General features: G+C 71.6%; 20 protein-coding genes, 1 tRNA gene and 2 pseudogenes. 14 read left to right on the top strand and 9 right to left on the bottom strand.

All coding sequences use genetic code 11. The features are described 5' to 3' along the window. Positions 1–4: 4 nt before the first annotated feature. From CT688_RS03480 to CT688_RS03490, 3 genes are all read right to left on the bottom strand, one after another. Entirely contained in the window at positions 5–1,453 is a 1,449-nt protein-coding gene (locus CT688_RS03480; protein WP_107755771.1) for a trehalose-6-phosphate synthase, read from the bottom strand. Positions 1,454–1,484: 31 nt separating this feature from the next. Further along, entirely contained in the window at positions 1,485–1,673 is a 189-nt protein-coding gene (locus CT688_RS03485; protein WP_107748799.1) for a hypothetical protein, read from the bottom strand. Between the two features lie 69 nt (positions 1,674–1,742). Next, complete coding sequence (locus tag CT688_RS03490; RefSeq protein ID WP_107748800.1) at positions 1,743–3,125, bottom strand: threonine/serine exporter ThrE family protein; 1,383 nt, start codon at positions 3,123–3,125, stop codon at positions 1,743–1,745. A gap of 90 nt (positions 3,126–3,215) precedes the next feature. On the opposite strand from CT688_RS03490, the gene CT688_RS03495 reads away from it, so the two are divergent. The 3 genes from CT688_RS03495 to CT688_RS03505 all read left to right on the top strand — a co-directional run bounded on the left by CT688_RS03495 (position 3,216) and on the right by CT688_RS03505 (position 4,209). Next, a tRNA-Thr gene (locus CT688_RS03495) sits at positions 3,216–3,288 on the top strand. 90 nt (positions 3,289–3,378) lie between these two features. Further along, positions 3,379–3,798, top strand: a complete 420-nt coding sequence (locus tag CT688_RS03500; RefSeq protein WP_231750480.1) for a nuclear transport factor 2 family protein — start codon at positions 3,379–3,381, stop codon at positions 3,796–3,798. A gap of 3 nt (positions 3,799–3,801) precedes the next feature. Then, positions 3,802–4,209: a nuclear transport factor 2 family protein gene (locus CT688_RS03505; protein WP_231750481.1), complete on the top strand. Its 408-nt coding sequence runs from the start codon at positions 3,802–3,804 to the stop codon at positions 4,207–4,209. A 52-nt stretch (positions 4,210–4,261) separates the two neighbouring features. On the opposite strand, the gene CT688_RS03510 is transcribed toward CT688_RS03505, so the two are convergent. Then, the gene (locus CT688_RS03510; protein WP_107748802.1) at positions 4,262–4,690 is read right to left on the bottom strand and encodes an HIT family protein; all 429 of its coding nucleotides are present in this window, start codon (positions 4,688–4,690) and stop codon (positions 4,262–4,264) included. A 127-nt stretch (positions 4,691–4,817) separates the two neighbouring features. Between CT688_RS03510 and CT688_RS03515 the strand changes: the two genes are divergently transcribed. Both CT688_RS03515 and purD read left to right on the top strand, forming a co-directional pair. Then, positions 4,818–5,522 carry a TetR/AcrR family transcriptional regulator gene (locus CT688_RS03515; protein ID WP_107757980.1) on the top strand — a complete coding sequence of 235 codons (705 nt, stop codon included), beginning with the start codon at positions 4,818–4,820 and terminating at the stop codon, positions 5,520–5,522. Positions 5,523–5,594: 72 nt separating this feature from the next. Beyond that, a pseudogene (purD, locus tag CT688_RS03520) lies at positions 5,595–6,850 on the top strand (phosphoribosylamine--glycine ligase). Between the two features lie 84 nt (positions 6,851–6,934). Here purD and idi read toward each other — a convergent pair. Both idi and CT688_RS03530 read right to left on the bottom strand, forming a co-directional pair. Next, positions 6,935–7,489 (bottom strand): isopentenyl-diphosphate Delta-isomerase, encoded by a 555-nt coding sequence (gene idi / locus CT688_RS03525; RefSeq protein WP_017835303.1) that lies wholly within the window; start codon positions 7,487–7,489, stop codon positions 6,935–6,937. A gap of 44 nt (positions 7,490–7,533) precedes the next feature. Then, positions 7,534–8,673, bottom strand: a complete 1,140-nt coding sequence (locus tag CT688_RS03530) for an acyl-CoA dehydrogenase family protein (RefSeq protein WP_107748804.1) — start codon at positions 8,671–8,673, stop codon at positions 7,534–7,536. A 157-nt stretch (positions 8,674–8,830) separates the two neighbouring features. Here CT688_RS03530 and CT688_RS03535 point away from each other — a divergent pair, with 157 nt between their 5' ends. The 6 genes from CT688_RS03535 (at position 8,831) to purB (ending at position 16,669) form a co-directional block, all read left to right on the top strand. Then, positions 8,831–10,480: an AMP-binding protein gene (locus CT688_RS03535; protein ID WP_107755773.1), complete on the top strand. Its 1,650-nt coding sequence runs from the start codon at positions 8,831–8,833 to the stop codon at positions 10,478–10,480. A gap of 72 nt (positions 10,481–10,552) precedes the next feature. Beyond that, positions 10,553–12,007, top strand: coding sequence for a family 43 glycosylhydrolase (locus tag CT688_RS03540; RefSeq protein WP_107755774.1), 1,455 nt, complete (start codon positions 10,553–10,555; stop codon positions 12,005–12,007). A 92-nt stretch (positions 12,008–12,099) separates the two neighbouring features. Further along, a complete protein-coding gene (locus CT688_RS03545; RefSeq protein ID WP_107755775.1) occupies positions 12,100–13,764 on the top strand; it encodes a DASS family sodium-coupled anion symporter in 1,665 nt (554 codons plus the stop codon). A 43-nt stretch (positions 13,765–13,807) separates the two neighbouring features. Continuing rightward, complete coding sequence (locus CT688_RS03550; RefSeq protein ID WP_107755776.1) at positions 13,808–14,983, top strand: aminotransferase class I/II-fold pyridoxal phosphate-dependent enzyme; 1,176 nt, start codon at positions 13,808–13,810, stop codon at positions 14,981–14,983. Positions 14,984–15,045: 62 nt separating this feature from the next. Continuing rightward, the gene (locus tag CT688_RS17265; protein WP_156607098.1) at positions 15,046–15,189 is read left to right on the top strand and encodes a hypothetical protein; all 144 of its coding nucleotides are present in this window, start codon (positions 15,046–15,048) and stop codon (positions 15,187–15,189) included. Positions 15,190–15,211: 22 nt separating this feature from the next. Further along, complete coding sequence (gene purB / locus CT688_RS03555; RefSeq protein ID WP_107755777.1) at positions 15,212–16,669, top strand: adenylosuccinate lyase; 1,458 nt, start codon at positions 15,212–15,214, stop codon at positions 16,667–16,669. A 32-nt stretch (positions 16,670–16,701) separates the two neighbouring features. Here the strand turns inward: purB and CT688_RS03560 are convergent, their stop codons facing one another. Together CT688_RS03560 and CT688_RS18050 are read right to left on the bottom strand one after the other, a co-directional pair. Continuing rightward, complete coding sequence (locus CT688_RS03560) at positions 16,702–17,358, bottom strand: response regulator transcription factor (protein WP_107755778.1); 657 nt, start codon at positions 17,356–17,358, stop codon at positions 16,702–16,704. Positions 17,359–17,896: 538 nt separating this feature from the next. Continuing rightward, positions 17,897–18,298, bottom strand: a pseudogene (locus CT688_RS18050) (histidine kinase); the annotation flags it as partial. An 82-nt stretch (positions 18,299–18,380) separates the two neighbouring features. Between CT688_RS18050 and CT688_RS17640 the strand changes: the two are divergent. After that, entirely contained in the window at positions 18,381–18,695 is a 315-nt protein-coding gene (locus CT688_RS17640; protein WP_234414843.1) for a hypothetical protein, read from the top strand. Here the strand turns inward: CT688_RS17640 and CT688_RS03570 are convergent. Beyond that, positions 18,685–20,811 (bottom strand): serine hydrolase, encoded by a 2,127-nt coding sequence (locus CT688_RS03570; RefSeq protein ID WP_159077981.1) that lies wholly within the window; start codon positions 20,809–20,811, stop codon positions 18,685–18,687. The genes CT688_RS17640 and CT688_RS03570 overlap by 11 nt on opposite strands. 161 nt (positions 20,812–20,972) lie before the next feature. On the opposite strand from CT688_RS03570, the gene CT688_RS03575 reads away from it, so the two are divergent. Both CT688_RS03575 and CT688_RS03580 read left to right on the top strand, forming a co-directional pair. Further along, positions 20,973–21,836 (top strand): alpha/beta hydrolase, encoded by an 864-nt coding sequence (locus CT688_RS03575; protein ID WP_107755780.1) that lies wholly within the window; start codon positions 20,973–20,975, stop codon positions 21,834–21,836. Positions 21,837–21,921: 85 nt separating this feature from the next. Beyond that, a complete protein-coding gene (locus CT688_RS03580) occupies positions 21,922–22,815 on the top strand; it encodes a phosphoribosylaminoimidazolesuccinocarboxamide synthase (protein ID WP_107755781.1) in 894 nt (297 codons plus the stop codon). Positions 22,816–22,874: the final 59 nt, after the last annotated feature.

Below are 22,874 nucleotides of genomic sequence, written 5' to 3' on the forward strand. Positions count from 1 at the left end.
CGACTCACTCGTCGGAGGTGGCGTCCAACGTCTCGAAGAACCGTCGTGCCCACGCGTGGACGTCGTTGCCCAACACCTGTCGGCGCAGCGCCCGCATGCGACGACGCCGGTCGTCCTTCGACTCGGTGACGGCCGCCATGATGGCGTCCTTGACCCCCTCCAGGTCATGCGGATTGCACAGGTACGCCTGCCGGAGTTCGGCGGCGGCGCCGGCGAACTCGCTCAGCACCAGCGCGCCCTCGCCATCGGTGCAGGAGGCCACGTACTCCTTGGCCACAAGGTTCATCCCGTCGCGCACGGGAGTGACAAGCATGACGTCGGCGGCCACGTAGAAGGCCGTGAGTTCGGACTTGGGGACGGGGCGGTGGATGTAAGTCACCACGGGGTGCCCGATCTCGCCGAAACTACCGTTGATCCGTCCCACGGACTCCTCGATCCGCGAGCGCATGATCTGGTACTGCTCGACCCTCTCGCGGCTCGGGGTGGCGAGCTGGAGCAGGGTGACGTCGGCGGTCTCGAGCCGCCCCTCCTCGAACAACTCCTCCAGGGCGCGGAGCCGGACGTCGATCCCCTTGGTGTAGTCGAGGCGGTCGACACCCAGAAGCAGGATCTCGGGGGAGCCGAGTTCGGTGCGCAGGCGTTCCGCGCGGGCGCGGGTGCCGCGGTCGCGGGCGGCCGCGTCGATGGAAGCCGAGTCGATCGAGATGGGGAACGCTCCCACCCGGACCCTCCGGTCGTCCACCCGGATCTCGGACGCCCGCCCCCGGGTGGAGCGCAACCGCACCGAGGGGTGGCCGCCGAGCCGGTGGGCGAGGATCCGGAAGTTGTCAGCGCCCCCGGGCAGGTGGAAGCCCACCAGGTCGGCCCCGAGCATCCCCTCGACGATCTCCGAGCGCCACGGCAGCTGCATGAACAACTCGACGGGGGGGAACGGGATGTGGAGGAAGAACCCGATGGTCAGGTCGGGACGCATCTCACGTAACAGGCGGGGGACCAGCAGGAGTTGGTAGTCCTGCACCCAGACCGTGGCGTCGGTGGCGGCGGCCGCGGCGGTGGCCTCGGCGAACCGGCGGTTGATCGCGACGTAGGCGTTCCACCATTCGCGGTGGTACTCGGGGGGGACCACCACGTCGTGGAACAGCGGCCACAGCGTGCCGTTGGAGAACCCCTCGTAGTAGAGCCCGACATCCTCGGCGGACAGCGTGACCGAGTGCAGCCGGATGCCGTCGGCGTCGAAGGGCTCGGGGGCGGCGTCCGCCACGCCGGGCCAACCCACCCAGGCGCCGTGGTTGGCCTTGAGGATGGACTCCAGGGCCGTCACCAGCCCACCGGGGCTGGCCTTCCAGTGTTCCCGGCCGTCCTTGTCACGGACGAGGTCGACGGGTAGCCGATTGGCGACGACGACGAAGTCCGCACCGGCGTCCGGCGGCGTCTGCTCGGTCGCGCGCGTCATCCCCGTCCCTTCCGTGATCGCTGTGATGCGGCTAGTCGACGTCGGCAGGGTCGACCTTCTCGGGGCCGATCCCGAGCATCTCGAGCAGCATCAGGCACTCGTCGGCGTCTGCGGCGTACGAGGCCACGATCCTCTGGGCCTGATATGCGGTCTCGTCGGCGACGGGCTCGAGGTCGACGTCGAGCTCGGGCTCCTTGCTGGCCGCTGCGGCGGATGCCATGTGTGTCCTCCCGTGGTCGGTATGGGACGCAGGGCCCGTGTGGGCTCAGGCGTCCGACGTCATCTTACGTCACTGGTCGGCGGCGGCGGACCTGCGCAGATTACGCGTGACCCATTCGCCGAACACGATGCCGGCCGCCAGGGCCACCGCGATCGCCAGGGCCTGGAACATCAGTCCCACACCGATACCGGTCTGGTCACTGGTGAGGGCCGACAGTCCCCGATAGACGGACAGCCCGGGCAGGAGTGGTGTGATCCCCGCGATGGTCACGATCAGTGGCGGGACGGTCGCGATACGGGCGAGGATGCCGCCGAACAACCCCATCGCACAGGCCGCGAGCGCGGAACCCACCACCACGCCCAGCCCGGTCGTCGTGACCACCTGGAAGATGACCATCCCGATCGCCCCGACCGCCGCGGCGAGCCACGTCGCACGCACGGTGGCGTAACTGGCCACCGCGAAGCCGGCGGCCCCGACCCCCGCCGCGAAGACGGCGAGATACAGGGGCGCGTTGCCGGAGATGGTCGGGTCGATGGGGGGCGGGGACATGCCCAGTCGCGCGAACACCGCCAGGGCGATCGTGATGCCGCCGAGAACCCCGCCGGTGAGGATCATCGTCTCCACGCCGCGGCCGGCCGACGTCACGGGGAACCCGGTGATGGCGTCCTCGATCGCGCCGACGAGCGTGAGCCCCGCGAGGAGCACGATGATTCCCGCGGCGACGAGTGTGGATGGCTGGATGTCCACGAAGTTGTCGCTCAGGAACACGTAGGCCAACAGCGCCCAGGCGGCCGCGATGAACCCCCCGACGATCTGCTGGAAGAACTTCGGGAGGCGGTGGCCGTCCAGATAGCGGTTGGCGTACATCAGCGCGAACGTCGACACCATGGACAGGAGTCCGGCGAGCGGGCTGCCACCCAGTTGGATGACGACCGCGCAACCGAGCATCGCCCACCCCAGGACCGCGACCCGGAACGAGTGGGGGTGCGGGGAGGCGATGATCTGCTCGACCTCCGCCGTGGCCTGCTCGACGGTCAGTTGGCGCCGCACGATGAGGTCGATGAGCCGGGCGACACGGGTCACCCGGGTCATGTCGATCGTGCGGTAGTTGACCACCCGGATGACGGAGATCGGCGGGCGACCACGTCGGCGGTTCACGCCGATGGTCAACGAGGTGAAGGTGACCTCGACGGTGGCGCCCGGCAGGCCGAACGCCGCCGCGACCGATTCCCCCTGGGCGACGGTGTCCGCCGCGCCCTCCCCGGAGGAGAGGAGGATGCCGGCGATCTCCAGGGCCAGGTTCAGGACGTCGGTGACGGCGCCGTCGTCGTCCAGGTCGACCGGCGCCATCGGTGACAGGGGCGGCTCGACCGCCAGGTCCATCGTGGACTTGCGCAGACCCAGCCACGCCAGGGGGCGGGTGAACGGGGCAGGTGCGTCGCGGATCTCCACGTGGACACCGTAGTCAAGACCGCGGCGGTCGAGAGCGCGGCCCGGGATCCGGTTAGGATGTGACCCGGACCCCGGCCGTGCCGGAGCCGTGCTGGAGTGGCGCAATTGGTAGCGCACCCGACTTGTAATCGGGCGGTTGCGAGTTCAAGTCTCGTCTCCAGCTCTCACCCGCCGCCCGGTGGAGCCGGGAGTGCACGCCACGCGCGCGCGGTATACGTTTAGTTTTCTCAGGTTTCTGGGTAGGATGTGGCAGGTGTTCAGCGACGGCGAGGACTCCGGAGACGTGGACGGGGGCGTGGACGCTGAGTCCACCCGGCGGATCGCCGAGGCATGGATGCGCGCGGTCACCTCATGTGACGTGGACGCCGCGCTGGCACTTTCCTCGCCGTCGATCGTCTACTCCAACGGCGGCCACCTCCGTCTCTACGAGGGACACGACGGCCTGCGTGACATCATCGAGGATGTCGCCCGTATGTCCGGGTTCCTCGACGTGGCCGTCCTGTCGGCGGTGGCGCAAGCGGGGACCGTTGCCCTCCGGCGACTCGAGACCTACACCCTGCCCGAGGGCGGCGTGGAGATCCCGGCACTGGCCTTCGTCGATGTCGCGGACGGTGTGGTGACCCGCTGGGAGGACTACAAGGACCTACGTACTCTGAACACGATCTCGGAGTAGACGGTGGACGGGGGCGGTCCGGTGGACCGGGAGGAGCATGAAGTCGACGCCGCCGCGGTGGTCAGGGCGCTCGTCGAAGCCAGGTTCCGGGGGGATGTGACCACGACGACCGCTCTGTGTACGCCCGACATCGTGTTGCGGATCGAGGGGTCTCATGAGGCGCGCGGGCGAGAGGGAGTGGCGCACCTGATGGAGTTCAACCGAGAGGTCGCCACCAACGTGCGTGTCGAGATTCACCGGGTCATGGCATCGGGTGACACCGTCGCGATGAGCAGGACCATGTTCCTCACCATCAACGGGCAGGCCGTCGAGCTCAGCGCGGGCGCGTTCTTCACGTTGCGTGACGGCCTGGTGCGGGAATGGAGTGACTACCTGGACATGAGCGAGGTGGCGCGCGCGCTCGGGCACTGAGCCGGTCACCCGCCCGACCCGACCACCGGGGCGGCGAGTCGGGGTGGGCCGGTCAGTCCCCGGGAACGAACTCGTCGTGGCCGAGTTCCCGCAGAGCGCGACGGATCGTCGCGGCCGCCGCGTCCGACTCCTCCGCCGGGGCGTCGGGGTCCGCGCGGGACAGGTCGAAGCCGGACATGTCGTCGGCGGGGAAGACGTGGATGTGGGTGTGTGGGACCTCGAAACCCGCGATCAGATAGCCGGCCCGCGACGCCCCGAAACCCTCGACGACGGCCTCGCCGACCGCCTGGGCGACCTCGTTGAGCCGCGCCCACAGCCGGGGGTCGAGGTCGGTCCAGCGGTCGATCTCCTCTCGCGGGACGATGAGGGTGTGGCCGGCCGCGACGGGCGCGATCGTGAGGAAGGCGACCACCTCGGGGTCCTCCCAGACGAACCTGCCCGGCAGCTCACCGGAGATGATCTTGCTGAAAACGGTCGACATGCTCCCAGCCTACGTACCCGGGGCGGCCGGTTGCCGCTGATGCGCGGTGGCTCGTGGTGTAATGAGGGGTACGCCACCCGGACAACGAGCGGCGAACGGTCCTTAGAGGATGGCGGAGGGACGGCAGATGATCGAGGCAACGGCACCGACGGCAGACGACACCGTCAAGAAGAAGTCCTACCACCACGGTGACCAGCGGAACGCGATCATCCACGAGGCCACCACGCGGGCGAGGTCCTCGGGGGAGAAGGCGATCGTGCTGCGGGAGATCGCGCCGGTCATCGGGGTGTCGGCCACCGCCGCCTACCGACATTTCACCAACCGGCAGCAGTTGGTCGAGGAGGTCTCGGCCCGCGGGTTCGCCGCGATGGGTGAGCGTGTCGCCCTCCCGGGGGTCACCGGCGCGGAGTCGGCCCCGGGGCTCGCGGCCTACCTGGACCTCCGCAACGCGGGGATCGCGATCGTGGCGTTCACGGTCGCGGAGCCCGCCTGGGCGCGGATGATGATCGAGACTCTGGGGGAGTCGCCGACGGTCGGGTTCGCTGCGTCGGATGTCACCGACATCATGCAGCAGATCGTCGACCGCGGGATCGCCGCGGGGATCTTCCGTCCGGGGACGAGGATCAGGGACCAGCGCGTCCTGTGGGCGGGGATCGACGGCCTCTGTTCGCACGCGATGTTCGGGCTCAAGCCGATGGGGACCCCGGAGGCGGACCACGCGACGGCGCGCACGCTCGATCTCTGCATGACGGACATGCTCACCGCGGAGGGGCTGCGGGTCCGCGATGAGGCCACGTTGCCGGACGGGATCGCGACCGACCTGCCGAGCTGAGGTCCACCCGACGACGCCCGCACCGGCCGTGCCGGGTCACGTCGCCCGGGGGGCGCGACTACTGTGGTCGCTGTGCGAATTCTCGTGATCGGTTCCGGTGCCCGTGAGCACGCCATCCTCGTCGCCCTCGCCGCGGACCCCGCGGTGACGGAGCTCCACGCCGCGCCGGGCAACCCCGGCATGGTGCAGGCCACGTGTCACGACGCGTCGGTGACGGATCCCTCGGCGGTCTCCGCGTTGGCACGGCGGCTCGAGGTGGACCTGGTCGTCATCGGCCCCGAGGTGCCGCTGGTGGCGGGGGTGGCCGATGCCCTCCGCGCGGCCGGCGTCCCGGTGTTCGGTCCCTCGGCCGAGGCCGCCCGGATCGAGGGCTCCAAGGCCTTCGCCAAGGACGTCATGGCCGCGGCGGGGGTCCGCACGGCGCGCGCCGAGGTCGTCGACTCGCCCGCCGACCTGGACGAGGCGCTCGACCGGTTCGGCCCCACCTGGGTGGTCAAGGACGACGGCCTCGCGGCCGGCAAGGGGGTCGTGGTCACGCCCGACCGCGCCGCCGCGCACGCCCACGCGCTCGCCTGCCTGGACGACGGGCACCCGGTTCTGCTCGAGTCCTTCCTCGACGGCCCCGAGGTGTCGCTGTTCTGTCTCGTGGACGGCGAGACGGTGGTCCCGCTCCTCCCCGCTCAGGATCACAAGCGTGTCGGGGAGGGGGACCGCGGACCCAACACCGGCGGGATGGGCGCCTACACCCCCCTGCCGTGGCTGCCGCAGGGGATGGTCGACCGGATCGTCTCCGAGGTGTGTGAGCCGGTCGCCCGCGAGATGGTCGCACGGGGATGCGGCTTCTCCGGTCTCTTGTACGCGGGTCTGGCGATCACCACGTCCGGCCCCGAGGTCGTGGAGTTCAACTGCCGTTTCGGTGATCCCGAGACGCAGGCGGTCCTGGCGCTACTGGAGTCGCCCCTCGGGCAGGCCCTCCACGCGGTGGCCACCGGCCGTCTCGCCGAGCTGCCTCCGCTGGTGTGGCGCGACGGCGCCGCCGTGACCGTCGTGCTGGCCGCGGAGAACTACCCGTCCTCGCCACGCCGGGGGACGTGATCGAGGGCGCCGAGCAGCCGGGGGTCTTCCACGCCGGGACGGCCCGGGACGAGAACGGGCGACTGGTCTCGGCCGGGGGGCGGGTCCTGTCGGTCGTCGGGACCGGTCCCGACCTCGCCGCCGCGCGCGCGGAGGCCTACCGGATCCTCGACGGGGTCGAGCTGGGCGGCGGTCACTTCCGTCGCGACATCGGCCTGGCGGCCGAGGAGGGACACATCAGCATCCCGGGCTGACGGCGGCAGCCCGCCGGGCTGACGGCCGATCCGCCGTCCTCAACGCGCCTGTCCTCACCGAGCCCGTCCTCAACGAGCCCGTCCTCAACGAGCGTAGAGGGCCATGCGCGGCGCCTGCGCGACCAGCCAGGGGCTGAACGCGAACGGCGTCGCGTCGATGGCCTTGCGCACGTCCTCGGGCCGGGCCCAGTGGTGGGCGCACACCTCGTCCGCCCGCGGGGCCAGGTCGGCGCGGATGCGGGCGGTGAACACGGGGCAGATCTCGTTCTCCACGATCCCGGAGTCGTCCACCGCCCGGTACCGGAAGTCCGGCAACGCCGGCTCGATCCCGTCCACGCGCGTCCCGAGTTCCTGTTCCGCCCGTCGCACTATCGCCTCGGCGGGGTCCTCGCCCGGTGCGGGGTGACCACAGAACGAGTTGGTCCACACACCCGGCCAGGCGCGCTTGTGCAGCGCGCGACGGGTGAGCAGGACGCGGCCCTCCTCGTCGACCACGTGGCACGAGAACGCCAGGTGCAGCGGGGTGTCGGTGGTGTGGACGGTGGCCTTGTCCGCGGTGCCGACGGGCTGGCCGTCCTCCGAGAGGAGGACCACGTACTCGGTGCCCGCGGGAGCGGAGGCGTCGGGGAGGGAGGACATGCCGCCAACCTTAGGCGCTCCGGGCCGGACGGGCCGCCGGGGACTCAGACGGCGAGGTCGCGGGCGATCACCAGTCGCTGGATCTGGTTGGTGCCCTCGAAGATCTGGGTGATCTTGGCCTCGCGCATGTACCGCTCCACGGGGAACTCCCGGGTGTAGCCGACGCCGCCGAGCACCTGGACCGCGTCCGTCGTGACCTTCATCGCCGCGTCCGTGGCGGTGAGCTTGGCGATCGAGGCCTGGCGGGAGTAGGGACGGCCGGCGTCCTTGCGTCGGGCGGCGTCGAGGTACGTGGCGCGGGCGGAGGTCACGGCCGCGGCCATGTCCGCCAGCAGGAAGCCCAGGCCCTGGTGGCCGATGATGGTCTTGCCGAACGCCTCGCGCTCATTGGCGTAGGCGACCGCGTCGTCGAGCGCCCGCTGCGCGATGCCGGTGGCCACCGCGGCGATCCCGAGCCGGCCCGAGTCCAGGGCGGAGAACGCGATGCGCAGTCCGTCGCCCTCGGCGCCCAGGAGACGGGCGGCGTCGACCCGGGCGCCCTCGTAGGCGGCGGTGGTGGTGGGGACACCGTTCAGGCCCATCTTGTCCTCGGGCTTCCCGAACGTCAGGTTCTCGGTGTCGCGGGGGACCAGGAGACACGAGATGCCGCGGGACCCCTCGCCGGTGCGGACGAAGGTGTTGTACACGTCGGCGATCCCACCGTGCGTGATCCAGGACTTGGTGCCGGTGACCACGAACTCGTCACCCTCGCGCTCGGCGCGGCACCGCAGCGCCGCCGCGTCCGACCCGGCCTGTGGCTCCGAGAGCGAATACGCGCCGATCTGCTCGCCGGCGAGCATCCCGGGCAGCCACTCGGCCTTCTGCTCGTCGGAGCCGGCGGTGGCCAGGGGGAAGCAGGACAGACCGTGCACGCTCGTCGCGACGGCGACAGCCGCCCACCGGGCACCGAGCTCCTCCAGCACCTGCAGGTACACCTCGTACGGCTGGTCGCCGCCGCCGAACTCCTCCGGATAGGGCAGCCCCAGCAGGCCCACCTCGCCGAGTTGCGCGAAGAGCCCCTCGGGATAGGTGTGGTTCCGCTCGTGCTCGGCCGCGATCGGCTCGAGCAGCTTGTCCGCGACCGAGCGGGTCATGTCGAGGAGTTCGTACGCCTCGTCGCTGGGGAGCAGTCGGTCGACGGCCATGGGAGTCCTTCCGGGTCGCTGAGGGAGATGTCGGCTGGTCTCGCTGGGGCTGGTCTCATTAGAGTGCACGGCGTCCGTGCGGTCGTACCAGCCCCGAAAGCGGGGGTGCCCGTCGGTGGGTGGTGCGCGGCGGGTCCGTGCAGCAGTATCCGGAGACATGTCTGCAGATATGGCCCAGACCACTCCACCCGCCGCTCTCCCGTTGTCCCCGGACGAGCTCCTGGCGATCTACGACGTGCCCGGCGCGAGTGCGGCGCAGTTCCTGTGTGACCGCCACGATCCCGACGCGGTGGCGTTCACCGTGATCGATGCCGACCTGTCGGGTCGGGACATCACCTACGGCGAGCTCAGGGCGAGGAGTGAGAAGGTGGCCGCCGCGCTCTCGGCCCTCGGGGTGGGCGAGGGGGACCGGGTCGCCACCCTCATGTCCAAGTCCGCCGACCTGGTGTTCACGCTCATGGGGATCTGGCGCCTGGGCGCGGTGCACATGCCGCTGTTCACCGCGTTCGCGTGGCCCGCCATCGAGATGCGGCTCACCGGCGGGGCGGCCAGAGTGATCGTGACGGATGCCGACCAGCGGGACAAGCTCGAGACCACGTCGGTGCCGATCGTCGTGGCGGGGCTCGCGGACTGCCCCGCGGCCCGGGAGGGGGATCTGGACCTCCACACGATCGTCGACGCCCGCGAGTCCGGCCGGGCGGCCGCCGTCACCGGCCCTGACGCCGGGATGGTCATGCTGTTCACCTCCGGCACCACCGGCACCCCCAAGGGCGTCGTGGTCCCCGTCCGGGCGCTCGCCGCGTTCCACCAGTACATCGAGACCGGTCTGGACGTGCGCGCCGACGACGTGTTCTGGAACGGCGCCGATCCGGGCTGGGCGTACGGCCTCTACTACGGCATCCTCGGTCCGCTGGCCGTGGGGCGCCGCAGCCTGCTGCTCCACGCGCGATACACCCCGGAACTGGCCTTCGCGGTCCTGCAGTACTACGGGGTCACCAACTTCGCGGCCGCGCCGACCGTCTACCGGACCATGCGGGCGAAGCGCGAGATCGCCCCGGACGTCAGGCTCCGCCGGGCCTCCTCCGCCGGGGAGCCGCTGACCCCCGAGGTGATCGAGTGGTCGATCGAGCAGTTCGGTGTCGAGGTCCGGGACCAGTACGGTCAGACCGAGCACGGGATGTTCATCATCAATCCCTGGCACGACTCGCTCCGCGAGGACGTCCGGCCGGGCTCCATGGGCGTGCCGCTTCCGGGCTGGGCGTGCACCGTGCTCGCGGCCGATGCCGATGAGCCCGCCCCGGTCGGGGAACTCGGCCGCGTGGCGATCGACGTCCCGGACAGCCCGCTCATGTGGTTCACGGGGTACCACGACGCGCCGGAGAAGACGGCCGAGCGGTTCAGCGCGGACGGTCGCTGGTACTACACGGGCGACGCGGCCACGCTCGACGCCGACGGTCACTTCTACTTCTCGAGCCGCGACGACGACGTGATCATCATGTCCGGTTACCGGATCGGCCCGTTCGACGTGGAGTCCGTTCTGGCCAGGCACCCGGACGTCCTGGAGTCGGCGATCATCGGCGTTCCCGACGACCTGGCCGGCGAGGTGCTCGAGGCGTATGTCGTGCTGCGGGACGGGGTCGAGGGCGACGACGACACGGTGGCGGACCTGCAGAAGTGGGTCAAGACGGAGTTCGCCGCCCACGCCTTCCCTCGGAAGGTCCACTTCGTCCGCGAGCTGCCCAAGACGCCGTCGGGCAAGATCCAGCGCTTCCTGCTGCGCAAGGAACGCCGGGCGAGTCAGGGATAGTAGGCGAACGACGCCCGGGACCGAAGTGACATACCGTCACATAAAGGGGGATTGCGGGTCTATCATCGGCCGATGAGAATCTCGCGCGGTGCCCGCGCCCTCGGGGCCGCAGCTCTGGCCGTCGTCATCCCCGTCGTCTCCGCGACCGCGGCGGTCCCCGCCGGCGCCAACCCGGTGATCTCGTCGATCGCGCCGGATCCGTCCGTCCAGAGGGGAGCGGACGGGGCGTTCCACGTCTACGCGTCCTCCGACGACTGGTCGGACGGCGCCGGCTACCGGCTCGTCCCGCACTTCCGTTCCTTCGACCTGGTCGAGTGGGAGTACGTGGGGGATGCCTTCGGCTCCCGTCCGGCGTGGGCGCCCCAGGGTTCGTTCCTCTGGGCCCCGGACGTCCACGTGACCGACACCGGTGCCGTCATGTACTACACCACCGGAGGCCCGGCCCCCTGTATCGGCATGGCCACCGCGCCGGGGATCGAGGGCCCGTGGACCCACGGTTCGGCGCCGATCGTCTGCTTCGGTGCCGACGCCCCCTACCAGGACCTGGACCCCATGGACCCCGAGGTCGTGTTCACCGACGACGGGCCCGTCATGTTCATGGGCAATTTCGAGGGCATCCACGCGGTACCGATGAACCCCGCGGGCACGGCGCTCGTCGGGGACCCCGTCCTGGTGGCGGGCACGGGGGTGGAGGCGCCCGCCGTGCTCACCAGAGAGGGCAGGACCCACCTGTTCACCAGCGCGGGATTGTGCTGCGACGGCGAGCAGTCGCAGTACCGGGTTCTGGGCGGCCGCGCCGACAGCGTGATGGGGCCGTACACCGACCGGCAGCAGCGTCCGCTGGTGCAGGCGCCGGGCGCGCCGCTCCCCGGAGATGTGATCCTCAAGGGTGACGCCGACTGGGTGGGCCCGGGTCACGTCGACGTGACCACCGACGACGCGGGGCAGGACTGGATGCTCTACCACGCCGCGCCCCGCGGCAGCGCCGTTCTCCCCAACGGTGTGCAGCGGCGCTACATGATGCTCGACCGCCTGGACTGGGTCGGCGGGTGGCCCGTGGTGGGCGACGGCACCCCGTCGTCGACCCGGCCCGCCGACCCGGTCGTCTCCCTGCCCGTCCGGCTCACGGCGGTCGGGGACGCGGTACTCCGGCCGGACCGGGACCGCCAGGTGCTCGACGCCTCGGTGCGGATGGACTCCACGGGGGCCGCCTATGCGGGAGAGCTGCGAGCCACGCTCACCGGCCCGGGCTCGCAACGGGTGGAGATGCCCGTCCTCGTCGACGGTCAGCAGTGGCCGTCGGTGCCCCAGAGCGTCGAGGTCGGTGCCACCGTCACCCGCGCGGTGACCCTCGTACCCCCCGCGCCCCTCGCGCCGGGGCGGTACGAGCTCGTCGTGTCAGTCGGGGACGCGGGTGGGCCGGTGCGCGAGCTGGCGGTGTTCGGCCTCGAGGTGGCGCCCGACGGGTCGCTCTCGATGGGCTCGGGCGCACTCGGCTCGGCACCGTTGGGTTCCCTCGGCGGCTGATCGCCTGACCCGCGCCCGGATCACGTTTACGGTGAGTGCACTGCACCCCGGGGGACCGCTCCGGGGTGTGTCACACGCGAGGGGGACGGCGAATGGCGACCGGCGATCAGGAACGACCGAGCGGCCGGAGGATGGTCATGGCCCCGCACCTGAGCGGCCTGGAGCCGGACCCCACCCGTGGAATGGAGATCGCGCAGAAATCGCCCGGCGAACGTGACGGGGCCGTGCCGCGCGGGGAGTTCATCCGCAGTGTGATCGGGACCGTCGCGGGGGTCGTGGCGGCGTTGGTGGTCTACGCGGTCATGCCGGGGGATCTGGAGCACAACGCGCGGTTGACCGCAGCCGTGGCGGTCCTGCTGGGGATCTGGTGGATGACCGAGTGCATCCCGATCCCGGCCACCGCGCTGGTGCCGCTCATCGCGTTCCCGGTGCTGGGTCAGGACATCTCGGTCGACGACGTGGGCGCCCAGTACGGGAACAACATCATCTTCCTGTTCATGGGCGGCTTCCTGATCGCGATCGCCATGCAGAGATGGAACCTGCACCGGCGGATCGCGTTGTTGACCGTCCGCGCGATGGGCACCCGCTCGACACGGGTGATCGCCGGGTTCATGATCGCGACCGGGTTCCTGAGCATGTGGGTGTCCAACACCGCCACAGCGGTCATGATGCTGCCGATCGGGGTCTCGGTCCTCATGCTGGCCTCGGAGCTGAGCAGGAGTGGGTCCGGTGGGGAGGCGGACCCGGATGGGGCGCTGCCCCACATGGACTCCTCGTCGGACCCGACATCCGACGAGGTCAAGAAGGCCGTCATCCGGTCGAACTTCGGGACCGCGCTCATGCTGGGCATCGCCTACGCCGCGTCGATCGGGTCGTTGGCCACGATCATCGGGACCCCGCCCAACACCTTGCTCGCCGGCTACCTCGAGAGCGAGCACGGCATCATCCTCGGCTTCGGCCGGTGGATGATGGTCGGTCTGCCCCTGTCCATCGTCATGCTGGTCATCGCCTGGTTCCTGCTCACCAAGGTCCTGTTCAAGCCCGAGGTCGAGCAGATCCCCGGCGGGCGGAAACTGTTCGACGACGAGCTGCGCAGCCTCGGCCCGATCTCCTCGGGCGAGAAGCGCGTTCTGGCCGTGTTCATCGCGGCCGCGGTCGCGTGGGTGGCGGTGCCCTTGGTGTGGGACAGCCCGCCGGTCTCCGACGCCGGGATCGCGTTGATCGCCGGGCTCGTGCTGTTCCTCATGCCCGCGGGCACCGCGCGTGGCGTGCGGCTGCTGACGTGGGAGGCCGCCCTCGCCCTGCCGTGGGGTGTGCTCCTGCTGTTCGGCGGCGGGCTGGCGCTGTCGTCCCAGTTCTCCGGCTCCGGGCTCACCGAGTGGATCGGGGAGAAGTCCGCGGGCCTCGGCGGGCTGCCGGTCGTCCTGCTGGTCGTGGTCGCCGCGGGCGGGGTCCTGATGCTGACCGAGCTGACGAGCAACACCGCCACCGCCGCGACCTTCCTGCCCGTGGCGGGCGGGGTGGCGCTGGGGCTCGGGCTCGATCCGATGCTCCTGGCCGTTCCGGTGGCGCTGGCCGCCACCTGCGCGTTCATGTTGCCGGTGGCGACCCCGCCCAACGCCATCGCCTACGGATCGGGATACGTGACGATCGGGCAGATGATCCGGGGTGGTGTCTGGCTCAACCTCGTGGGGATCGTGCTCATCACGCTGGTCACCATGACCCTGATGGTGTGGGTGTTCGGCCTGGCCCTCTGACGTGGGCGCTGGCGCTCGGTGTCGGGGCGCTAGCGTCAGGGGCATGAGCGTCGCGCGTACCCCCTCTCGCCGGTCGGCCGTCGAGCCCTTCCATGTCATGAGCGTCCTCGCGGCGGCCGCGCGGCGCCAGGAGACGCACGGCGACGTGATCTCGCTCTGCGCCGGGCAGCCCTCGACGCCGGCGCCCGCGCCGGTGCTGGAGGCGGCACGACGCGCGTTGGACACCGAGATCCTCGGGTACACCGAGGCCCTCGGCATCCGGCCGCTACGGGAGGCCATCGCGGACCACCACCGCAGGGTCGACGGCGTCGAGGTGGCCGTCGACGACGTCGTCGTCACCACCGGGTCCTCCGGCGGATTCACCGTGCTGTTCCTGGCCGCGTTCGACCCCGGGGACGCGGTGGTGATGGCCCGCCCCGGGTATCCCGCGTACCGGAACACCCTCCAGGCGTTGGGGTGCCGCGTCGTCGAGGTTGCCTGTGGTCCCGAGACCCGGTACCAGCCCACGGTCGCCCAACTCGAGGCCGTCGCGGCGGAGCTGGGGCACGCGCCCGCCGGTCTCGTCGTGGCCAGTCCCGCCAACCCGACCGGGACGATCATCGACGCCGCCGAACTCGCCGCCCTCGCGCGCTGGTGCGAGGACCGGGGCACGCTGCTCATCAGTGACGAGATCTACCACGGGGTCGCCTACGGTCGGGAGTGCGCGAGCGCGTGGCGGACCAGCCGCGAATCCGTGGTGGTGGGGTCGGTCTCCAAGTACTTCTCCATGACCGGGTGGCGCATCGGGTGGATGCTGCTGCCGCGCTACCTGCACGCCCCCGTGGACCGGCTCATCGGCAACCTCACCATCTGCCCGCCCGCGCACGCCCAGTTCGCCGCCGTCGCCGCGTTCACAGAGGTCTCCGCCGCTGAGCTCGACTCGCACGTCCGGCGGTACGCCCGCAACCGCGACCTGGTGCTACGCCGCCTGGGCGAGCTGGGGGTGGGACGGATCGCTCCGCCGGATGGTGCCTTCTACGCCTACGTCGACGTCTCGCAGTGGACCGACGACTCGGTGGCGTGGTGCGCCGAGATCCTCGACCGCACCGGGGTGGCCCTGACCCCGGGTGTCGACTTCGACACCGTCGACGGGCGGCACACCGTCCGGCTGAGCTTCGCCGGCGGCACCGAGGCGATCGCCGAGGCCATGGATCGGCTCCAGGCCGTGCTGTTGCCGTGAGAGCGGTGCTCCTGCCGTGAGAACGGGTCACGGGGGACGCCCGGGGACGCTACCGTCGGCGCATGGGTTCCGCCGAGATCATCACCACCGCCGTGTACATCTTCCGCCCGTGGCTGCTGCTGCAGGCCCCGTTGACGGTGGAGCAGGTCTACGTCAACGCCAGTGAGATCTTCAACGGGTCCACCGGCGGATCCATGGTCTCCTGACCGCCCTGCGATACTGGGTGGCGTGACCGCTCAGAACGCCGCTTCCCCGCAGACCGTCAAGCCCCGCCTGGCGAACGTCCTCGCCTCGCGGTACGCGAGCGCCGACCTGGCCACGCTGTGGTCCGCCGAGCACAAGATCGTCCTCGAGCGCCAGTTGTGGATCGCGGTCCTGCGCGCCCAACGGGATCTGGGCATCGACGTCTCCGACGGCGTGATCGAGGCCTACGAGGCGGTGATCGACCGGGTCGACCTCGGGTCGATCGCCGAGCGCGAGCGGGTCACCCGACACGACGTCAAGGCCCGCATCGAGGAGTTCAACGCCCTCGCCGGGCACGAGCACATCCACAAGGGCATGACGAGCCGGGACCTCACCGAGAACGTCGAGCAGTTGCAGGTGGTGCGCTCCCTCGAGCTCGTCCGCGACCGGGGCGTGGCGGCCGTCCGTCGACTGGCCGAGCACGCCGTCGCCCACCGCGACACCGTGATGGCCGGGCGCAGTCACAACGTCGCCGCGCAGGCCACCACGCTCGGCAAGCGGTTCGCCTCCGCCGCCGACGAGCTGCTGGTCGCGCTCGAGCGGGTCGAGTCGCTGCTCGAGCGGTACCCGCTGCGGGGGATCAAGGGCCCGATGGGGACGGCCCAGGACATGCTCGACCTCCTCGGCGGTGACGCCGCCGCCATGTCCGAGCTCGAGGGCCGGATCGCCGAGCACCTGGGTTTCTCCCGCACCTTCGACTCGGTAGGGCAGGTCTACCCGCGGTCGCTCGACCACGAGGTCGTCTCCGCGTTGGTGCAGCTCGGCGCAGGGCCGTCGTCGCTGGCGCAGACCATCCGTCTCATGGCCGGGCACGAGCTGGTCACGGAGGGGTTCCAGCCGGGCCAGGTCGGCTCGTCGGCCATGCCCCACAAGATGAACACCCGCTCGTGCGAGCGCGTCAACGGCCTGCAGGTGGTGCTCCGCGGCTACGGCTCCATGGCGGCCGAGCTCGCGGGCGCGCAGTGGAACGAGGGGGATGTCTTCTGCTCGGTGGTGCGTCGCGTGGCACTGCCGGACGCGTTCTTCGCCCTGGACGGGATGTTCGAGACCTTCCTCACCGTCCTGGACGAGTTCGGCGCCTATCCGGCGGTGATCGACAAGGAGCTCCAGCGCTACCTGCCGTTCCTCGCCACCACCAAGGTCCTCATGGCCGCCGTCCGGGCGGGGGTCGGGCGAGAGGTGGCCCACGAGGCGATCAAGGAGAACGCGGTCGCGGTGGCGCTGGCCATGCGCGAGGAGGGCCGCGAACCCGACCTGTTGGACCGGTTGGCCGCGGATGACCGGCTGCCCCTGGATCGCGCGGCGCTCGACGAGGCGCTGTCCGACCGCGCGGCGTTCGTGGGTGCGGCGGGAGACCAGGTCGACGCGGTGGTCGCGCGGGCCACGGAACTCGCCCGCCGCCACCCGGAGGCCGCCGGGTACACCCCGGGCGCGATCCTCTAGGTGCTCTGTCCACGCGGGACAGGTTCGGGCGGTCACGTCCCGCCCGCGACCCCCGTCCGGTAGGCCCACACCACGGTCTGCAACCGGTCCCTCGTGCCGAGTTTGGTCATCGCCCGCCCGAGGTGGGACTTCACGGTGGACTGCTCCACGTGGAGAGCGGCGGCGATCTCGGAGTTCGACATGCCCTCGGCGAGCAGCCGGACGATGTCACGTTCCCGGGGGGTGAGGGGACCGGCGGCCTGCGCGGGGTCCGGGGCGGGGCGTCGGCGGGCGAATTCGGCGATCACGCGCCGGGTGACGGCCTGGTCGACCATCCCCTCCCCGCGGGCGAGGCGCCGGATGGCGTGGGCGAGGTCGGCGGGATCGCAGTCCTTGAGGAGGAACCCGCTGGCCCCGGCCTCGAGAGCCCCGAAGACGTAATCGTCCAGATCGAAGGTCGTCACCACGAGCACGGCGGGCAGATCGCCGTCGCGGTCGGCGACGATCTGCCGGGTCGCGGTCAGCCCGTCCCCGCCGGGCATCCGCACGTCCATGCAGACGACGTCGGGCCGGGCGCGACGCACCATGGCGACGGCCTCGGGCCCGCTGGCCGCCTCGCCGACCACCTCGAGGTCCGCGGCCTCCTCCAACAGCACCCGGAATCCGACGCGGACCACCGCCTGATCGTCGACCAGGGCCACCCGGATCATTCCCGCCTCCCGTCATCCGTGGCGAGGGGGACCCGGAGCCACACCCGCCATCCACCGTCGTCGGTCGCGCCCGCCTCGAGGGTCCCCCGACGAGATCGGCGCGCTCGCGCATGACCGCCAGGCCGGCGCCGCCGCGCGTGGCCCGCTCCGGCTCCGCAGGCGTGCGGGCGGGGCCGTTGTGTACCTCGAGCACCACCCCGTCGACCTCGTGGATGACCCGGATGGTCACGTCCGTGCCGCGCGCGTGCTGCCGGGCGTTCGTCACAGCCTGCTGGGCCACCCGGAACACCGAGACATCGACGAGGGTGGGCAGGGGGTTCGGATCGCCGACGTGCTCGACGGTGACCCGGTCGCCGAGGGCCCGCGCCGTCCGGGCCAGGTGGTCCAGCGCCGCCACTCCCGGCACCGGGGCCAGTCCGTCGCGGCCCCCGGCCTCCCCGGCGTGCGCGGAGTCCCCGGCGTCCTCGGTGTCCTCGGGGTCCTCGCGCAGGAGTCCGACCATCTGCCGCAGGTTGTCGAGGGTCTCGCGCCCCTGGTTCCGCAGCCACACCGCCCCGGTCCGCGCGGCGTCGGGGTCGCGGTCGACGAGTCGTTCCACGGCCGCCGCCTGCACCACCATCGCCGACAGGTGGTGCGCGGCGACGTCGTGCAGCTCGCGGGCCAGACGGGCCCGCTCCTCGGTGACGGCCGACCTCACCCGGGCATCCCGGTCCCGCTCGAGCCGGTCCGCCCGCTCCTGCACGAGCCGCAGGTGGTCCCGTCTCGTCGCGAGGTACACCCCGAGCAGCACCGAGGGGATCCACACCGCCACCGTGGAGAGCACGTGCTCGACGGTGACGCCGATCCCCGCGCCGCGGGCGAGGGCGACCGCCGCGACCGCCGCGGACTCCGCCCCGGTCGCGGCGGCGGCCATCCGTAGGGCCCGCCCGGCGGGGAACATCGTCCCGAGGGTCACGGCCACGACGATCCCCGCGATCCCCCGCACCGAGACCTCCGGGTCGAGCGCCACCAGACCGACCTGGGTGGCGATCACTAGTACCGCGCACCACCCCAGCCGTACCCGCCGCAGGGCGAGTGCCAGGGACTGGACCACGACGATCGCGACGAACCACGTCACCGTCCCCTCGGCGGGGGCGAGGTCGGCCGGCGCGTACCGCATGGCCGTGAGGACCGCCGCGGCCATGACCACCGCGACCGTCACCGCGAGCAGGGCGTCGCGGGCCACCGGCCGCCGGAATCCCAGCCTGGTCAGGCGCGCGTCCCACCAGGCCCCGGGGGCGGTGAGCTGGTCGGTGCGCATGACGGACATCTTCTCCTACCGGGCCGTCAGTAGCTGATGTCAGGGGACAGGAGCAGCAACTCGACCGCGCCGAAGGTGAACGCCGCGAACCCCAGGACGACCATGACCGCGGCGGCCGGACGGAGCCGACCCGAGCGGACGCGGAACACGGCGATCGTCCACCACACCGAGAACGGCAGCCCCAGTACCCCGAGGGCGGTGAGCGTCTGCGCGGTGCGGATCACCGCGGTCGGCACCGGTTCCATGCCCAGAGCGGCGACGAGGACGTAAGCCCACGTGGCCGATCCCAGCACCGCGGCCAGGGCCGCGAGGCGGGTCGCGAGGCGCGGGACCCGGGCGGGACCCACGGGCGCGCCGTCGGCAGGACGAACGTCGCGGCGAACGCGCACCCGCCGGGCGCGCACCAGTCGGACGAGGGCCCCCGCCGGCCACGCCAGGACCGTGAGCAGGAGCACCACGCCACCGCCGACGAGGCCCGGCAGCGCCACGGCGCGTGCCGGAGTGACCGGCGTCAGCGACATCGCCGAGTCGTGGCCGATGAGCTGGACCCCGCCGTCGTCGTCCGTCCGCACCGCGAGGACCCGGTGGCCGTCGACCTCCTGGTACACCCACGGCTCGACCTCCTCGTAGACGGTGGACCGGATCCCCACGCCGGGGGAGAAGCGCACCCGGTCGCCGTCGACGACCGTCGCCCGGATCGGTTGGAGGGGGCCGACCAGCGTGAGGAACGTGGTGTGGAATCCGCGCGTGCTCTCGTACGTGCCGGCGAGGGCGCGGGCGTGGTCCGCCCGGGTCGCTGGGTCGACGGCGACGGGCGTCGCATCGTCGGCGGGGAAGTACCGGTCGGCGAACCCGTCGAGCAGGTCCTCACGCAGGGCCAGAGCGGCGGCGTCGGCCCCCGTGCTGTTGACGGAGAGGAAGACGCCCGTGTCGTCGTCGGGCCACAGTTGCAGGTGGGAGTGGAACGCGAGGGTGTCGCCGCCGTGCCCGACGACGGCCCGGCCGTTGCGGGACTCGTCGAACCAGCCCAGCCCCATCCTCGGACCGGAGGCCAGGGCCCCGAGGGAGGCGGCGTCGAGGGCGGGCTCCCGCATGAGCTGCAGGGCCTCGTCACTGAGGATGGCTGTGTCTCCGCCCGTACCCGCGCTGCCACCGGCGGGGTGGCCGAGATGGGCGAGCATGAACCGCGCCATGTCCGTGGCCGTGGCGCTCATCGAGCCCGCGGGAGGCACGCCCACCACCTCGAAGTCGATCGTCGCCTCGTCCGAGGTCGGATATCCCTGGGAGACCTCCTGCGCCAGGTGGTCCGGCAGCGGTTGGGCGAAGGACGAGGACGTCATCCCGAGCGGGGTGAGGATGTTCTGCTCGACGTAGTCCTCGAACGGCATGCCGCTCACCGCCTCCACGACGTACCCGGCGAGCGCCATGCCGTAGTTGGAGTACGCGGGTGTGGTGCCCGGTTCGTACACCTGGGCGGGCGGATCCTCCGCCAGGGAGCGGCGCAGGTCCACAGCCTGACCCGGAGGCAGGAAGAGCCCCGCGGCGCGCTCCTCGTAGCCGGGGGTGTGTGAGAGCAGATGGCGCAGAGTCACCGGGTGGTCGTGGGGGAGGTCCAGGCCGGTGTAGTGCTCGACGTCGGTGTCCAGGTCGACCTCGCCGCGGTCGACGAGCTGCATCACGGCGGTCGCGGTCACCGTCTTCGAGACCGACCCCACCCGGAACACGGTCCTTGCCGGGTCGACGGCGGTGCCGGTGGAGACCTCGGCCTCCCCGAACCCGCGGGCGGTGAGGAGCTCGCCGTCGTGGACCACCGCGACCGACGCCCCGGCGATCCGCCCGGACTCGAGCGCCGACGGGATCGTCCCGTCGAGCCACGCGTCCACGTCTGCCCGGGTCAGGCCGGCCCCGGTCAGGTCGGCGGCGACGGCGGGCGGGGAGGGGAGCGGAGTGGGTGGAGGCTCCGCGGGACCGCACGCGCCGAGAATCGTGAGCAGCAGCGCTCCGGCCGTCGCCGCGACCACCGCTCCGGCCGAGCGGTGGGTGCGTCGGGTGGAGCGGCGAATGGAATGTCGGGTGCGATGCCTGATCCGACGTCGGGTGCGACTCCGGCCGGATGTGGGTTCCGGCGACGTCGCGGGGGTGGTGGGGACCACGGGGACCTCCTGTGTCATGGGCGTCCGGACCGTCTCCGGACGGATCTCTCGGACCCGTTCCATGCTCGTCGGCGTGCGGGCGCCCGTCTTGACGCCCGAGGTGGAGATCCGGTTGGCACCTTTGGGGGAGGACGGCGGCCCGAGGGCGCTAGTCTCGGCGCATGCGCGAGACCGTCATCCCCGTCCCCGGTACTTCCGGTCTGCAGGCGACCCTGCACCACGCCGAGGCCCCCCGGGCCCTGCTCCTGCTGGTCCACGGCTTCGGTGAGCACTCCGGCCGGTACGGGCGGACCGTGCGGTTCCTGACCGATCACGGCGTCTCCGTGGTCACCTACGACCTCCGGGGTCACGGCACCGCGCCCGGACCGCGGGCCAGGGTCGCGGTGGAGACCCACATCCGGGACAACCTGGCCGTCCGCGACGCGGTCCTGGAGTGGACCCGCACCCCCGCCGGCGACGGCACGGGATCCCTGCCGCGGCTGCTGATGGGGCACTCGATGGGTGGGCTGATCGCGGGGGAGTCCGCCCTCCGACGTCCCTGGGATCTCGCAGGGCTGATCCTGTCCTCTCCGGGGATCGTGGTGGGTGAGGGCACACCCGCGCCCCTGAAGGCCGCGGCCCCGGTGATCGCCCGTCTCCTGCCGTTCCTGCCGGTGGAGAAGCTGGATCCGAACGAGATCTCCCGCGTCGCCGAGTACGTCGCCGACTACACCTCGGACCCGCTCGTGCACCACAAGGGGGTGCCGGCCCTGGCCGCCGGGACGCTGCTCGCGGGCGGGCAGAGGTTCCTGGAGCGCTCGAGCTCCCTGCGGCTTCCGACTCTGGTGATCAACGGGTCGGCGGACTCCATCACCTCACCGAAGGGAGCCCGGCGGTTCGCCCAGGTCGCGGGATCGGATCACGACCCGCGGCCGGAGGTCACCTACCGGGAGTTCGAGGGCGGCCTCCACGAATTGTTCAACGATGTGTGCGCGGACGAGGCGTACGCGGCGCTGGGGGAGTGGCTGGACGCGCGGCTGGGGTGAGTCGATTGATGACCCGGGGCGCACCGGGTGCCGATACCGATCGGCGGATCGGGCGTCCCGACACCCTCCGACTACGCTGGCCCCCATGCGACCCGAGCTCTCCACCTACCGCCATCTCGCCGCCGGGAAGGTCCGCGAGTTATACGAGGTCGACGCCGAGACGCTGCTCCTGGTGGCCACGGACAGGATCTCGGCGTACGACCACGTGCTGAGCACGCCGATCCCCGACAAGGGCCGGGTGCTCACGGCCATGAGCGCCTACTTCTTCGACGCCCTCGACGTGCCGAACCACCTGGCGGGGCCTCTCGACGACGAGCGGATCCCCGCCGAGGTGCTCGGCCGCGCGATGGTCGTGCGCCGTCTCGACATGGTTCCGGCCGAGTGCGTGGCCCGCGGGTACCTGACCGGGTCCGGGATGGCCGAGTACGTCGAATCCGGGTCGGTGTGCGGCGTTGAGCTGCCCGGGGGGCTGGTGGAGGCCAGTCGCCTGCCGGAGCCGATCTTCACCCCGGCCACCAAGGCGGCGGTGGGCGACCACGACGAGAACATCTCGTTCGAGCAGCTCTCGGCGATCGTCGGGGACGAGCTGGCCGGCCGGCTCCGGACCGCCACCCTGGAGGTGTACGCGCGGGCCGCCGAGATGGTCGCCGACCGTGGGGTGCTGTTGGCGGACACCAAGTTCGAGTTCGGCGTGTCCGGGGGCGAGTTGATCCTGGCCGACGAGGTGCTCACCCCGGACTCCTCCCGGTACTGGCCGGCGGACGGGTACGAGCCCGGCCGCGTCCAGCCGAGCTTCGACAAGCAGTTCGTGCGCGACTGGCTGACCGGCCCGGACTCGGGCTGGGACCGGGCCTCGGAAACCCCGCCACCCCCGCTCCCGCCGGAGGTGGTCGAGGCGACCCGGGCGCGGTACATCGAGGCGTACGAGCGGATCTCCGGCCTGCGGTTCTCCGACTGGCTCGGCGGTGAGTCCGCGTGAGCGCCTTCGACGCCACCGGCAGCGGAGCCGACACCGCCCCTCTCGGCGGAGCCGACACG

The organism is Dietzia sp. JS16-p6b, from assembly GCF_003052165.1.
GTDB lineage: Bacteria > Actinomycetota > Actinomycetes > Mycobacteriales > Mycobacteriaceae > Dietzia.

Coding starts and splice junctions, on each gene's coding strand:
- CT688_RS03480 (WP_107755771.1), bottom strand. CDS start 1,453: ATGACGCGCGCGACCGAGCAGACGCCGCCGGACGCCGGTGCGGACTTC.
- CT688_RS03485 (WP_107748799.1), bottom strand. CDS start 1,673: ATGGCATCCGCCGCAGCGGCCAGCAAGGAGCCCGAGCTCGACGTCGAC.
- CT688_RS03510 (WP_107748802.1), bottom strand. CDS start 4,690: ATGTCGACCGTTTTCAGCAAGATCATCTCCGGTGAGCTGCCGGGCAGG.
- CT688_RS03515 (WP_107757980.1), top strand. CDS start 4,818: ATGATCGAGGCAACGGCACCGACGGCAGACGACACCGTCAAGAAGAAG.
- idi (WP_017835303.1), bottom strand. CDS start 7,489: ATGTCCTCCCTCCCCGACGCCTCCGCTCCCGCGGGCACCGAGTACGTG.
- CT688_RS03530 (WP_107748804.1), bottom strand. CDS start 8,673: ATGGCCGTCGACCGACTGCTCCCCAGCGACGAGGCGTACGAACTCCTC.
- CT688_RS03535 (WP_107755773.1), top strand. CDS start 8,831: ATGTCTGCAGATATGGCCCAGACCACTCCACCCGCCGCTCTCCCGTTG.
- CT688_RS03540 (WP_107755774.1), top strand. CDS start 10,553: ATGAGAATCTCGCGCGGTGCCCGCGCCCTCGGGGCCGCAGCTCTGGCC.
- CT688_RS03545 (WP_107755775.1), top strand. CDS start 12,100: ATGGCGACCGGCGATCAGGAACGACCGAGCGGCCGGAGGATGGTCATG.
- CT688_RS03550 (WP_107755776.1), top strand. CDS start 13,808: ATGAGCGTCGCGCGTACCCCCTCTCGCCGGTCGGCCGTCGAGCCCTTC.
- CT688_RS17265 (WP_156607098.1), top strand. CDS start 15,046: ATGGGTTCCGCCGAGATCATCACCACCGCCGTGTACATCTTCCGCCCG.
- CT688_RS03560 (WP_107755778.1), bottom strand. CDS start 17,358: ATGATCCGGGTGGCCCTGGTCGACGATCAGGCGGTGGTCCGCGTCGGA.
- CT688_RS03575 (WP_107755780.1), top strand. CDS start 20,973: ATGCGCGAGACCGTCATCCCCGTCCCCGGTACTTCCGGTCTGCAGGCG.
- CT688_RS03580 (WP_107755781.1), top strand. CDS start 21,922: ATGCGACCCGAGCTCTCCACCTACCGCCATCTCGCCGCCGGGAAGGTC.